The 14348-nt window shown below is 44.3% G+C and carries 13 protein-coding genes; 1 reads left to right on the forward strand and 12 read right to left on the reverse strand.

Annotated features, from left to right (window positions below; all coding sequences use genetic code 11):
• Nucleotides 1-11 precede the first annotated feature (11 nt).
• The 4 genes from gdhA to sigY all read right to left on the reverse strand — a co-directional run bounded on the left by gdhA (nucleotide 12) and on the right by sigY (nucleotide 2744).
• Nucleotides 12-1382, reverse strand: a complete 1371-nt coding sequence (gene gdhA / locus NST59_RS17955; RefSeq protein ID WP_041087641.1) for an NADP-specific glutamate dehydrogenase — start codon at nucleotides 1380-1382, stop codon at nucleotides 12-14.
• 311 nt (nucleotides 1383-1693) lie between these two features.
• Nucleotides 1694-1906: a hypothetical protein gene (locus tag NST59_RS17960; protein WP_039182469.1), complete on the reverse strand. Its 213-nt coding sequence runs from the start codon at nucleotides 1904-1906 to the stop codon at nucleotides 1694-1696.
• Nucleotides 1903-2214, reverse strand: coding sequence for a YxlC family protein (locus NST59_RS17965; protein WP_144491624.1), 312 nt, complete (start codon nucleotides 2212-2214; stop codon nucleotides 1903-1905). The genes NST59_RS17960 and NST59_RS17965 overlap by 4 nt, the downstream gene beginning before the upstream one ends.
• Entirely contained in the window at nucleotides 2211-2744 is a 534-nt protein-coding gene (gene sigY, locus NST59_RS17970; protein WP_058838458.1) for an RNA polymerase sigma factor SigY, read from the reverse strand. The genes NST59_RS17965 and sigY overlap by 4 nt, the downstream gene beginning before the upstream one ends.
• 452 nt (nucleotides 2745-3196) lie before the next feature.
• On the opposite strand from sigY, the gene NST59_RS17975 reads away from it, so the two are divergent.
• On the forward strand, nucleotides 3197-4234 hold the full coding sequence (locus NST59_RS17975; protein ID WP_064498828.1) for a pectate lyase family protein: 1038 nt from the start codon (nucleotides 3197-3199) through the stop codon (nucleotides 4232-4234).
• Nucleotides 4235-4287: 53 nt separating this feature from the next.
• Here the strand turns inward: NST59_RS17975 and cydC are convergent, their stop codons facing one another.
• The 8 genes from cydC to srtB form a co-directional block, all read right to left on the reverse strand.
• The gene (gene cydC, locus NST59_RS17980; RefSeq protein WP_341040881.1) at nucleotides 4288-6021 is read right to left on the reverse strand and encodes a thiol reductant ABC exporter subunit CydC; all 1734 of its coding nucleotides are present in this window, start codon (nucleotides 6019-6021) and stop codon (nucleotides 4288-4290) included.
• Nucleotides 6011-7747 (reverse strand): thiol reductant ABC exporter subunit CydD, encoded by a 1737-nt coding sequence (cydD, locus tag NST59_RS17985; RefSeq protein ID WP_144489829.1) that lies wholly within the window; start codon nucleotides 7745-7747, stop codon nucleotides 6011-6013. The genes cydC and cydD overlap by 11 nt, the downstream gene beginning before the upstream one ends.
• Nucleotides 7747-8763 (reverse strand): cytochrome d ubiquinol oxidase subunit II, encoded by a 1017-nt coding sequence (gene cydB / locus NST59_RS17990; RefSeq protein WP_059377256.1) that lies wholly within the window; start codon nucleotides 8761-8763, stop codon nucleotides 7747-7749. Before cydB ends, cydD begins: the two co-directional genes overlap by 1 nt.
• On the reverse strand, nucleotides 8750-10165 hold the full coding sequence (locus NST59_RS17995; RefSeq protein WP_039182485.1) for a cytochrome ubiquinol oxidase subunit I: 1416 nt from the start codon (nucleotides 10163-10165) through the stop codon (nucleotides 8750-8752). Before NST59_RS17995 ends, cydB begins: the two co-directional genes overlap by 14 nt.
• 321 nt (nucleotides 10166-10486) lie before the next feature.
• The gene (isdG, locus tag NST59_RS18000; protein WP_305960582.1) at nucleotides 10487-11602 is read right to left on the reverse strand and encodes a heme oxygenase; all 1116 of its coding nucleotides are present in this window, start codon (nucleotides 11600-11602) and stop codon (nucleotides 10487-10489) included.
• A gap of 7 nt (nucleotides 11603-11609) precedes the next feature.
• Nucleotides 11610-12623, reverse strand: a complete 1014-nt coding sequence (locus NST59_RS18005) for a FecCD family ABC transporter permease (RefSeq protein ID WP_047202949.1) — start codon at nucleotides 12621-12623, stop codon at nucleotides 11610-11612.
• Nucleotides 12620-13558, reverse strand: a complete 939-nt coding sequence (locus NST59_RS18010) for an ABC transporter substrate-binding protein (protein ID WP_144489825.1) — start codon at nucleotides 13556-13558, stop codon at nucleotides 12620-12622. Before NST59_RS18010 ends, NST59_RS18005 begins: the two co-directional genes overlap by 4 nt.
• An 18-nt stretch (nucleotides 13559-13576) precedes the next feature.
• Complete coding sequence (srtB, locus tag NST59_RS18015) at nucleotides 13577-14326, reverse strand: class B sortase (RefSeq protein WP_059377264.1); 750 nt, start codon at nucleotides 14324-14326, stop codon at nucleotides 13577-13579.
• Nucleotides 14327-14348: the final 22 nt, after the last annotated feature.

A 14348-nucleotide genomic window follows, 5' to 3' on the forward strand; every position in this document is an offset into this window, starting at 1 on the left:
GAGAGCAGGAGTTAAATCACGCCTTGTGCAATCATGGCATCTGCCACCTTACGAAATCCTGCAATATTTGCTCCAACCATGATGTTCCCTGAGTGTCCATATTCGTCCGCTGTCTCTGTACACTGACGATAAATAGACTGCATCATTTGTTTCAGCTGATCATCTACTTCTTCAAATGTCCAAGACATTCTTGCACTGTTTTGCGCCATTTCCAGTGCTGAGACACCTACTCCACCAGCATTCGCCGCTTTTGCCGGCGCAAACAAAATACGATTCTCTTCAAATACTTTGACTGCCTTAAGAGTGGACGGCATATTGGCTCCTTCTCCAACAGCGATGACACCATTTGCCACAAGCTGCTGTGCATGCGCCTCTGATATTTCATTTTGTGTTGCACATGGCAGCGCAATATCACAAGGAACGGACCAAATTTGTTCGCAATCTTCAATTAATTCAGCATGCGGGTGAATGTCTATGTATGCCCCAATCCGCTGATTCTCGACTTCCTTCAACTGTTTGATGGTCTCAAGTGAAATCCCTTGAGGATCATAAATCGCTCCGCTTGAATCACTGCAAGCCACAACCTTACCGCCTAATTCCATTACTTTTTCCATTGCATAAATAGACACATTTCCTGAGCCCGACACAACAACTGAACGCCCTTCAAATTGGAGCCCATGTGCTTTCAGCATTTCCTCCATGAAGTACACCAGTCCGTAGCCTGTCGCCTCTTTTCTCGCTAAGCTGCCTCCGAATCCAGGGCTTTTCCCCGTGAGTACACCCGCTTCATAAGCACCGCGCATTTTCTTGTACTGTCCGAACATATAGCCAATCTCGCGTGCACCTACACCAATATCACCTGCTGGCACATCTTGATCAGGTCCAATATATCGGCCGAGTTCACTCATAAAGCTTTGAACGAAACGCATGATTTCTCCATCAGACTTTCCTTTAGGATCAAAATCCGATCCACCTTTCCCGCCGCCAATTGGCATACCAGTCAGTGCGTTTTTAAAGATTTGTTCAAACCCTAAAAACTTGATAATGCTTGCATTGACGGTTGGATGGAAACGAATACCTCCTTTATAAGGACCGATGGCACTATTGAATTGAACCCTAAACCCTCGATTGACTTGTACTTTGCCCTCATCGTCTACCCATGGCACTCGAAATACCACAAGCCGCTCAGGCTCAATGAGCCGTTCTAAAATGCCCTGTTTTTCATACTCTGGATGCTTCGCAAAAACTGGGACGAGTGATTCCAGAATTTCTTTTACCGCTTGCTGGAATTCCTCCTCGCCGGGATTTCGTTTTTCCACCTCTTCTAACACACGGTGGATGTAGCTTTGTGCTGTTTGTGCTGCTCGATCTAAGGTCAACATGTCGCATCTGCCTCCTTGTAGATATCTCCACACTTTTAATTGTTAGATTTTCTAACGCATATTGAGATTAATTTAACACCAATTGTAAAATCTGATCAATATTGATAACAGATGAAAATGATGCCGAATTGAGATAGATCAAGCAGCCGCAGCAATTGACTTTAAAAATAAGCGCTCAAGGAATGACTAATGTGCTAGAAACGAACAAGCGGATGTTTCTCGTCCCGTTTTCTTTGACAAATACATGAATCATGATGAATTTCTAGCTTGTTTTCCAACGAAAAAAGGGTCAAAAGTTTGATCGGATGCACTCAATCTTTTCGGAGCTTCCCGCCTCTTTTTCGATCAGGTAGCACGACACAAAGCCAATATAGAATAGAAGACGATGGAAAGTTAATGAGACCGACAATACCCCAGAACCACTTGTAACGACCTCTTTTCTTGGCATCCATAAATAAAAGAAAGCCCTGTGCAAACAATAACGGCAAGACGCACAATAAGATGATCATTTCCGTCTGACTCATAAGGAAGACCCTCCTTTGATATGTTGATATTCCTTGTAGCCAACAATAAAGCAGATGGGTATGCTCACTATTTGGAGAAGAATGAAGATGATAGGCAAATGGGTAATGGCAGCTGCAAAGAGTGCCAGAATGGTCAAACTGATCAAAACGTATGCCAGCACTTCTTGTTTAAAACGCCTTTTCTCTTGTTCCTTCGCCTGTTTCAACATCATCATGACAGCCTGCTCACTTGGCTGTTTCACTTCAATTTGTTCATCTAGCTGCTGCAGCTCTTCTTTTAAACGTTCGGTCAAACGATCTTCCTTCATACATCCCACTCCTTTCGAATTTTCTTTAATCCATGATGAACCCTCGATTTCACAGTGCCTTCTCTCATTCCGAGCATTGAAGCCATTTCTGGGTAGGTAAAGCCATAATAATAGTGCAGAATAATGGGTGCTCGCTCCTGAGCCTTTAATTCATTTAAAGCATCCCACATGTCATGCCATGTGTTCCCCTTTTGCTGAACGTTCCATTTGAAACGGCGTATGGCCTCCTGATTCGCTTTTCCTTCTCTCAATTGTTCACGTTTTCTTTTCTTCTGGTGATCTAAAAATTGCCTAGATGCAATCGAAATGAGCCAGGTTGAAAATAAGGCATCTCCTCTAAATGAAGAAAGTTTCATATACGCTTTCAGCATCGTTTCTTGCATGATTTCCTCTGCCAGCTCTTGTTGAAGGGTCAGCTTCAACATATATCGGTAAAGAAAGGAATAATGATGTCGATAAAGGGCTGTAAACGCAGCATCATCGCCCTGTTTTGCCCGCTGAATCAATAATGTCTCTTCTGTCTGCTCCAAACACGTCCCTCCTTCCTTTTCTTCTCTTACTCATGAGACGACACGAATGACAATACCGTTTAAAATAGACCTTATTTTTTAGCATAACTTCTATGAAACCCATTTTATATGCCATTTTTTCTTATGTAATGATTATGGCATTCCTTCTTCTCTAACAAAATGATGCGTTTTGATTTTCTAGCAAATGAAGAGCCTCCTCTCCATAATCATGATGTCATCCACATACCTATCGACAATGGTCCTTATCTCATGAAGATGAAATAAAATAATCATTGGCTTAGCTTCCTAGAAAATCATGGAATACGCTGCGCCTATCCTTAGCCGATGATACCTTTTTGCATGCTATGCTCTTCCTACATTCCAAATGAGGCGATGCTTGTGAAGGAAGGAGGATTGGGTGAATCACAGCTTATTTTGGAAACGTTTTCATTAAAACAAAATAAAGAATGGAGATGTTGACTTTGAAGAGAAAAGTTCCAATGTTAGCCGGTGTATTAGCTGTTGGTCTCGTCACTTCATTATTTGCACCAAACGGGGAGGCAAAGGCAGCAGCCAAATACCCAGAAAGCCCTTCTATTATGGCCAACTTTAATCAACAAGGCTTCTCCACATTAAATGGCGGCACAACAGGCGGTGAGGGCGGTAAAACCGTCACAGTCAAGACTGGAAATGAATTATTGGCTGCCCTCAAAAACAAAGGAACAAACGAAAAATTAAAAATTGTAGTAGACGGGACGATTACCCCTTCTAATACATCAGCCAATAAAATCGATGTGAAAGATACAAATAATGTTTCGATCGTCGGTAAAGGGACGAACGGCGAATTTAATGGGATTGGCATTAAAGTATGGCGTGCCAATAACATCATCATCCGCAACTTGAAAATCCACCACAGCAAAATCGGTGACAAAGATGCAATCGGGATCGAAGGCGGTTCTAAAAACATATGGGTCGACCATAATGAACTGTACAACACATTGAATTCTGGGAAGGATGACTACGATGGTTTATTTGATGTGAAAAATGACTCTGACTATATTACCTTCTCGTGGAACTATGTACATGACAGCTGGAAAACAATGCTTATGGGCAGCTCCGATAACGATAACTATAATCGAAAAATTACGTTCCACAACAACCGTTTTGAAAACCTGAACTCTCGTGTACCGTCTATGCGCTTCGGGGAAGGCCATGTCTATAACAACTATTATAAAGGCATCTTGGCAACAGCGATTAACTCACGTATGGGCGCAAAGATGAGAATAGAACACAACGTATTTGAAAACACCAATAATGCCATTGGAAGCTGGGACAGCCGTCAAGTTGGAACATGGCATGTCATCAACAACTCTTATATTAACAGCACAGGCAGTCTGCCAACATCTTCAACAGGTACGTATAACCCTCCTTATAACTACTCTTTGCTTAACGTGAACAATGTGAAATCAGAAGTGATCTCAAATGCAGGTGTTGGTAAAGTAAACCCTTAAACCACAAAACGTTCGGGCAGAGATTTCCTGTCCGAACGTTTTTGTCATTTCATTTAGATTGTAGAAAAAGGACGATCCATTTCATACAACTTTTGATAACGCTTGTTTTCTTTTAGTAAAACCTGATGCTGACCCTGCATCTCAATGCGTCCGTCTTCAATAAACATGATGCGGTCACACGCCTCACAGCCAGTCAGATGATGGGTTATCCAAATAACTGTTTTCCCTTTTAACACACGGAAGATGGTTTCAAGCAATTCACGCTCTGTCCGTGGATCAAGCCCGACGGTCGGTTCATCTAATACAACAACCGGCGTGTCCTGCAGCAAAATCCGAGCTAATGCCATACGCTGTCTTTCTCCACCTGAAAATCGAACCCCTGTCTCCTGAACACCTGTGTGATAACCTTCTGGCAAAGACTCGATGTAATCATGCAGCTGCACTTGTCTAGCTGCTTCTTTTACCTGCTCTTCTGTCGCCTCTGGAGATCCTAAACGGATATTGTTTAAAACAGACGTATCAAATAAATAAGGCTGTTGATTGAGCACAGACACATAGGCAGACACATTCTCTTGAATGCTTTGAACCGGTTTTCCTTGAATGCTGACAGCTCCTTGATTTGGAACGACTGCCCCTTCTAACAATTTTAAAATGGTCGATTTGCCTGCACCGCTTTTTCCTAATAGTGCGAGTGATTCCCCTTGCTTCAGAGAAAAGGACAGGTCTTGAAGTACATATTGATGCGTGTCATACCGAAAGGACACCTGATTGAAACAGACAGCTTCATCGTGAGAAAGGGTTGAATGATCCACTGCCTCGCTCTCAGTTTCTCCTTCATATGACTGCTTTTCATAATGATGTAATCTGCTGACAGCATGCTGATAGACAGGGATATCACCTGCTGCATCTGACAGCGGAAGAAAGGCTTCTGTTAATGGAAACAGCACAAGTACAAAGGCTGCAATCAGGGTGTGTGACATGGATCCTGACTGAACAACCGATCCGCTCCAATACACGACAAGCACGACAGCTCCTCCAATGATCAGCTGTGCAAAAAATTGGCGCAGACGGATAAACCGGTGCTTGGCTGCTTCAAGCGCTAACAGCTGCGCTTCTTTTTGTTCATAACCATCAACAAAATCTTTCTGCCTGCCGCTGAACAACCAGTCACTAACGCCCATGACTGCATCTGTTAAATGGCTGTACAGTTCATTTCTGCCTTTTTTCATTTGAATTTGTCTTGCCCGGTTCACAAGCACTGTGACGTATGGGAAGACGAAGACGAGAAGTGCCATATAAAGCAGCATCAGTCCAGCAAAAGGCCATGAGAAAAGGCCAAGTGCTCCAATGGATGCGGCATATAAAAGCAGTGCACCGATGGATGGAAAGATGGTTTTTAAATAGGCATCCTGCAGTCTCTCTACATCATCTGACAAGAGACCAAGCATTTCACCTGTCCCCAGCTTTGTCTGTTTGGCACTTCGTTCAGCCATGTCATACAGACGCACACGCATTTTTTCAATCATTGTCAAAATGAGTTGATGGCTCGCCAGCCTTTCTGCATAGCGTGCAGCAGAGCGCGAAATTCCAAAGGTACGTACAGCCACGATTGGGACGTAGACCATGAGTATATTCTCAGGTCTTGTCGCGGCTTTTGAAATGAGAAAGCCCGACGTGTACATCAGCATAGAAGCAGAGAATACCGCAATGGCTCCTAAAAATAAAACCAAGGCAAACAGCTTTCGATTCTCCTTGATATAAGGTATAAACCAGCCTTTACTGATCATGTGTGACCGCCCCCATTTGCTCCTGTACCAATTGATAATACACGCCTTTTCTTTGCATTAATGATTCATGTGTCCCCATTTCTGCGACGGTTCCTTGATCCATGACAATGATTTCATCCATGTCCGGCATCCAATGGAGTCTGTGTGTCGCTAAGAACACAAGTTTATGTTCAAACAGTGGAAGCATTGTTTTTTTCAATTCATACTCTGTTTCAATATCGAGATGCGCCGTTGGTTCATCTAACAGCATAATCGACCGCTGGCCCAGCACAGTTCGAGCAAGGGCAATTCTTTGCGCCTGTCCGCCGCTTAGCCCTCTTCCCTGTTCTCCAATGACCTCATCCAGGCCATTTGGCAGCTGTGTGACAAGCTGAGTTAAACCAGCCTCATGCACAGCTCTTTCCACTTCTTCATCTGTTGCATTCGGTTCATAAAAACGAATGTTTTCTCTTAATGTCATGTGAAATAAATAGGGGTGCTGCGGCATATAGACAACTTCCTTTTGCCATTCCTTCATCTGTAAATGAACAAGCGGCTGGCCGTTTAGCGTGATTTCACCCGAAGACGGTTCAACAAAGCCGCCAAGGACATCGGTTAACGTCGATTTCCCTGAACCACTGGCACCAATAATGCCGATTTTTTTCTTTCCTTTGACAGTGAGATCTACATCCTGAATGGAATAAGGGGCATGTTCATCATGCTGGACACAAACATCTTGCAGCGTGAGCACGGATTGTGCATCCCACTTGCCTAGCTGCACAGATTGTGTCTCCTGCGTGCGAAAGCCCTTTTCTTCTAAAATGACCTGCATAGCTTCATTCGCTTCTTTTCCATTTAACGTCGCATGATAATCATTTCCTACTTCACGTACCGGCAGGAAATACTCTGGCGCCAGCATAAGCGCCGTCAAAGCCGGCAATAAGAGAAGCTCTCCTTCAATTAATCGCAAGCCAAGAAAAACAGCGACGGTTGCAATCGATAGCATGGAAAAGAAATCGAGCGCAAACGATGACAGAAAGGCGACCTTCAGTGTGCTCATGGTCGCTTTTCGATATCGCTTTGACACCTCTGCAATATTACGGGAGTGCTTTTTGCTGATACCTAAGTAACGAAGCGTCTCAAGGCCGCGGAGAGAGTCAGTAAAATGATTGGATAATTTCTCATACGATCTCCATTGTTTGGCCGCTTTACGCTGAGCAACAAGGCCTAGCAAAATCATAAAAATAATTAAAATAGGCAGCGTCACAATTAAAATGACGGCCGATGTTTCATCTAATGTCCACACATAGATCAGGACCATTGCCGGAATCACTGCCATGTTCACCATTTTCGGCAAAAACAGCTGTAAATACTGACGGTATTGAGCAATTCCTTCCATTGCTAATGTGACAAGCTTACCTGTCCCCTTTTTCTTTGCGAAGGCAGGCCCTAATCGAAAGAGTTGGTCTAGCAGCTGCTTTCTGACGTCTGCTCCAATTCGGGAAGAGTACGTAAACATGACCTTCTCCCGAATCAAGGTGAGACCGTGCCGCACAAGAAAGGCAGCAAGAAATAGCAGGACATATGGCGTTGCCTGCGAGAGGCTTTTCCCGTCAAACAGCGTTGTAATGGCATGTGCCAGCCACTGTGCTTGGAAAATAATACTTGCTCCTTGGATGAGTGACACAATACCTAAGAGGGCAAGAAGCCCTCTCATTCCTTTTAGTTGAAGCAAACGTTTATCCATTAGTAGGTCATTGGCTCCTTACCGCTTACACGTTTACGGAAGACGTAATAGCTCCAAATTTGATACCCAAGCACAAAGGGCAGCAAAGAAATGGCCACAATCGTCATGACCGTCAGTGAATAAGATCCAGATGCAGCGTTTTGAATCGTGAGATCAAATGAATGGCTGATTGAACTAATCATGACGCGCGGGAACAATGCAGTGAACAGCATGGACACCGTCACCATGATGCCTGCGCCTGTGAATAAGAATGTCCAGCCATCACGTTCTTTTCTCATCAAAACAAGAGCAGCTATATAACAAGCCACAATCAGCACAGTTAACGGAATGGTGATGATCGGGCGTACGGTATAAATGTCTGTTTCTATGATGGACACACCGACAAAAATAACAAGAACAGGGAGTGCAATAAGCAGGACACGCTGACCCAGTTTTCTTGCACGATCTCTTAATTCACCCTCTGTACGAAGTGTGACGAAAATCAAGCCATGCAGCAGGCACAGAACTGTCACAGCTACCCCGCCGATCACTGAATAAAGATTCACAAAGTCCGTAAAACCAGCGTACATGTTCATGTCTTGATCAATTGGCATCCCGCGTAAAATACTCGTGAATAATACACCTAGTAAAAATGGCGGAAGCAGACTGCCAAAGAAGATGACCCAGTCCCATGTCTTGATCCAAGAGGCTTTCTCAACCTTCCCTCGGAATTCAAAGGCGACCCCGCGCCCAATGAGCGCTAAGAGGAGAACCGCAAACGGAATATAGTATCCGCTGAACATCGTGGCATACCAGTGAGGAAATGCAGCGAAAATAGCGCCGCCAGCTGTAATCAGCCAGACCTCATTCGCATCCCAGAAAGGACCAATCGTATTGATTAAAATGCGGCGCTCGTGCGCGTCCTTTCCAAGCAGCTGCATGGACATCCCGACACCAAAATCAAATCCTTCTAAGAAGAAAAATCCAACAAACAATACTGCGACAAGAATAAACCAAATCTCGTTAAGATATGCCATGATATGCGCCTCCATCAAATGGATCTGTAGACAGGTCCGTTTCATCCTTTTGATCTGTATCTTCTTCAGAATGTGCACCTTTTTTAATTTCTCGAATGAATAAGTAGGCGAGCACAATAGCAAGAATCAGATACATCGCCGTAAAGCTAATGACTGAGAATAACAGCATGCCATACGATACGTTCGGTGAAATCGATTGAGCCGTCGTCATCATGCCAAAGACGGTCCACGGCTGACGCCCGATCTCAGTCATGATCCAGCCGGCTGAGTTCGCAATAAACGGGAACGCAATCATCCATACCATGAAGCGTAAATACCATTTGTTTGTTTCGAGTTTCTTTCTAAAGCTTAAGTACAAGCCAATCATACTAGCAAAAATCATCAGCATGCCGGCACCGACCATGATTCTAAAGCTCCAGAATGTTGTTTTCACTGGCGGAATGTAGTCTCCAGGGCCAAACTTGGCTTCATATTCTTTTTGAAGCGTCAGCATACCTGGAACGTCTCCACTGAACTTCGAATAAGCCAAATAACTTAAGGCAAACGGAATATTGATCTCCGCAGAGTTTTCTTTTTTATCCGTGTCAATGTTGGCAAATAGTGTCCAAGCCGCTGGATCTCCACTATCCTTCCAAAGGGCTTCACTTGCTGCCATTTTCATTGGCTGTGATTTCATTAAATGCTTCGCTTGATCATGTCCAGAGAACGCCACACCTAAGCCAGAAATTAAAGCGAGGACCATCGCAATCTGGAATGACTTTTTGAAAAAGGCGATTTCTTGTTTTTTAATCATTTTATAGGCACTAACTCCTGCAATAAAGAAAGCTCCTGTTGCCAGTGCACCAAACAGAACGTGCGGGAACTCAACCCAAAGCTGCGGGTTCGTCACAAGAGCGCCAAAATCATTCATTTCTGCACGGCCATTTTTAATGGCAAATCCAACTGGCTCCTGCATAAATGAGTTGGCGAGTAAAATCCAAAACGCCGAAAAGATCGTACCAAGAGAAACAAGCCAAATGCACAATAAATGAATCTTCTTCGGCAGACGATCCCAGCCGAATATCCAAAGTCCAATAAATGTAGATTCAAGGAAAAAGGCCAAAAGCGCTTCAATGGCAAGCGGTGCACCAAAGACATCACCGACAAACCTTGAATAATCTGACCAGTTCATCCCAAACTGGAATTCCTGCAGAATCCCTGTTACCACACCTACTGCAAAGTTAAGTAAGAACAGGTGACCCCAAAACTTCGCCATCTTTTTATAGATGTCTTTTTTCTTGACGACATAAAGGGTCTGCATCAATGCGACGATAAACACCAAACCTATTGACATAGGAACAAAAATAAAATGAAATAATGTCGTTGAAGCAAATTGAAATCTTGCTAAAAACAGCTCACTCACAGCCTTACATCCTCCCTTACTTTCACATGCCGAATGATTCATGCTCACCATTTCACAAAATGTTCACTATTTGTTCAATGATTCACAAATAAAAGTCCATTTGAAATGGTTCACTCGGTGAAATTTTACTCTTGATTTTCATTCGGTTAGTTATTTATACCTGTACTTTACACCCATACGCTTCAAAAATAAAGTAAATTTTACCTAAAAATTGGATGGTATTGTGTCAGTTGTTTGAATACTTTGTCAAAAATATGTGACGGAAAATAAAAAAGCGAAAAAAATAGCGCTGCATGTGGGCCGCAACGCTATGTTTCTTTTTTAGGCTTTTTTCTGTAATGCAGGTCTTGTGACTTGCACTTCATAATACGTAATTTTATTTTTTAAAAGGCCTTCAGGTTTTGCTTTTCCGTGAGCGTGTGCATCTCCAAATGCCTGAGATTTTGTCCAATTCACAAAATCTTCTTTTCGATTCCAGCGGGTATGAATGGTCACTTCATCGTAATCGGTTGTCTGCTGTGTGACCCAGACTTCCATGCCTAAAAATCCTTCCATGAATTCTACTTGTCCCTGCTTGTTAAAACGCTTGACGAGGTGGTCTGCACTGCCTTTTTCTACTCTAACCTGGTTGTTTACAATGATCATGTTTGGTTCATCTCCCTTTTGTTGTTGGATCGAAGCGATTGGGATAATGAGCGGATGCTCTCCATCTAAGTGAACCTCTGCCTGAATCCCAAAGACTTCTTTGAAAAAGTTTTCTGTTAATACTTCGTTTGGTGTCCCTATTTGGTAAACCTGACCACGCTTCATCGCAATCAGGCGGTCACAATATTTTGCTGCCTGCTGCAGGTCATGAAGAACCATTAAAATGGTGATCCCATGTGTTTCATTCAGCTGTTTGAGCAGCTCTAGTAAATCAAGCTGGTGCGCAATATCTAAGTAAGTGGTAGGCTCATCTAAAATAATCGTCTCTGTCTTCTGAGCCAGTGCCATTGCAATATACGCCTTTTGCCTTTCTCCGCCTGACAATGTATGCAGCATCCTGTTTTCATTCACGCGGCTATTGGTCACATCAAGCGCCCACTCTATCGCTTCCTGATCTGTCTGCGAGCTCTTTTTCCAGATCGAACGATGCGGACTGCGTCCAAGTGCAACCAGCTCACGTACTGTCATCGATGGGATGGCAGTTCTCGTCTGCATTAGAACGGCGATTTCCTGTGCAATCTCCTGTGCTGTCATTTCTTTTTGCGGGATATCGTGAATATAAATCATGCCGCTTTCGATCGACGTAAGGCGTGCGGCCGCTTTAATAAACGTCGACTTCCCTGACCCATTCGGTCCAATAATTCCTGTTACACTCCCTTTAGGCACAGCTGCTGAAATAGACGACAGCCGAAAGCCTCCTTGACTGAGGCTCACGTCATCCATCGCAATCACATCCAACTTAACCCCTCCCTTTCTTTTTTAATAAATAGAGGAAGAAAGGTGCACCAATACAGGCAAGCAGAATACCCACAGGCAGTTCAACCGGTGTAAACCATACCCGTGCTGCTGTATCAGCAAAGACCACAAGTACGCCGCCGCCAAGCATTGAGATCGGAAGCAGGTACCGGTAGTCATCTCCAATTAAAAGGCGGATAAAATGAGGGACGACAAGACCGACAAATCCAATTAAACCGCTCACGCTTACCGCTGCACCCGCCAAAAGCGCCGCCAGTGCAATTAAGAAAAAACGGGTTCGCTCGACTCTAAGGCCAAGCAGCTGCGCTGACTCATCACCAAGTAAAAGAAGATTTGCGGGCTTGATCGCAAAAAAACAAAGACACAAACCGGCAAGCGCATAGGGTGACACAAAGCTCAGATGATGCCAGCTCCGTCCATTTAATCCTCCTGATAAAAAAGGCAGAACAGCCTGCACACGCTCACTATAAAGCACCATCAACCCATTCATGACCGCACCAAGCAGGGCATTGACTGCCACTCCCGCCAGAATCAATTTCAGTGGCGAAACCCCTTGGTCAAACGACAGGATATACACAACGAGTGCCGCTAATAAAGCGCCAAGAAAGGCAGCCGCTGGAAGCAGATACGTGAATTGTGGAAACACAATCATGCTGAGTACAGCAGCTAACCCACCGCCAGCAGTCACACCGATGATGCCGGGATCAGCGAGTGGATTTCGGACGACTCCTTGTAAAATCGCTCCTGATGCTGCAAGGCAGGCCCCGACGATGAATCCTATGAGAACGCGCGGCAGGCGTAAATCCATGACGATTTTTTCATGGACAGGCTGGCCTGATCCCGTCAAAGCAGCGATCAAATCTGGCAGCGATAATTGAACAGAACCTAATGCAAGCCCTAGACATATGCCCACACCTAGCGAAAGAAGCAGTCCTGGTATCAGCCACCTTCGTCTTGACTGTCTTTTTTGAAAATCTAACTCTGCATTCACCTTCATGATGACAATCGCTTCAATCTCTTTTCTAGTTCATCAATCGCCTTGATGACGTCTGCGCCTGGATTCGTCCCGAATAAATCACTAGGCAAAATCTCCACGCGGCCATTTTTGACAGCTGATACGTCGTGCCATGCTGCATTCTGTTTCATTTCACTCATAAAGCCCGCTTTCACATCTTCAGGATTGCTGTGTGTCATGAGCAGAATGAGATCAGGATCGGCTTCGATCACCTTTTCAGCATTGATTTGGGCGTATTGAGGGAATTTTTCGAGTGCCGGTTCATTCTCAGCGATGTTTGCACCCCCAGCGATATGCAGTAAATCTCCGCTTAAGGATTGAGGAAGCGCCGCCATATATGTGCCGGGTGCACCGTACACAACGAGTGTTTTTACTTTTTTCTTAGGCTGCTTGACCTGCTTTTTCCGCTCATCAATTTGATCATTGAGTGCTTTAGCCTTTTGCTGCTTCCCAAGCAACTCCCCAAATAACAAAATTTGGCGCTGGATGTCCTTCACTGAATTGGCGCTTGTCAAAAGAAGCTGTGAACCAATTCCTTCTATTGTCGAGATGTCCTTGCTGTTTAATTGTTCATTTCCAAGCACAACATCAGGGTTTAAGCTTGTGATCAGCTCTACATCAAATTGATGCGTTGTGCCAATCGTTTGTACGGACTTTGCCTTTTGTAAGCTGTCTGGTAACTCGGCAGTTGGCCTGCCGACCGCCTCACCGCCTAAAGCATATAGAATACTCAAGTCCCCGGTCGATAAGGCGACAATACGCTGAGGGGATTCATCAAATGACAGCGTTCTTCCGGTAAAATCCTTTATCTTCAGCGCTCCTGCCGCGCTTTCTTTCTCTACAGGTGCTGCCTGACTGCATCCGCCGAGGAGAAGCATTAAGACGAGTCCCGCCAAGATCACATGTGAAAATTTCAACCGTCTGTCTCTCCTTTTCTAGTAAACTTTCTTTAGCTTTGCCTGTACCACGAGACGCCCGTTTTTAGGTGCAAGTACATGATCACAGGTCGATAAGGTGAGGATGAGGTCATCTGTGGACACGTCTGTCTTCGTTTGATAGATTGATTTCTTCCGCACAGCTTGCAAGTAATGTGCATATTCGCCAAGATCCTGAAAATCGGTTTGAATATAATCGAAGTCAACCGTCGTTTCATACACGGCAAAAATCTCCGCTTCATAGCTTTGATACAGCGTATCGTACTGAAATGTCCGGTGCTCATTAAAGAAATCTTTTTTTAGATAGTTTGTGAGTCCAGCAAACATGGATCCATCCCTCATCCGATGGCCGTACACCACCGTATTTGGGCTTTCATGCAGGACATCATTACGATAATCCATAAAGATACTGCCTGCCCGGGTGTCGTTTTTTAAATAATTACGAGTTAAGTAGAACGCATTATCGCGAGATTGAACGATCGGATACTGAATCATCGTATCCTCCATATTGATCCAGCCGACAATGTCCTCATTCACCTTCCGCAACTCATCAAATGACGAACGGATCTTTCCCAACTCCCGTTTTTCATTCATTTCTTCATGTCCATACATCGTCTGAGCCTTTGCAAGCACCTGGCGATTTTGATAATAACCGAAAAGTTCGAAGCCGATGGCTGTACCGCTATAAATCAATACTCCTAAACAAACGATCGTCAGCATCCGCTGCCAAAGCCGTTTTCCTCGTTTCACACTGTCTCACCTGCTTTTTGCC

Source organism: Bacillus sp. FSL R5-0439 (genome assembly GCF_038008805.1).
Lineage (GTDB): Bacteria > Bacillota > Bacilli > Bacillales > Bacillaceae > Bacillus > Bacillus safensis.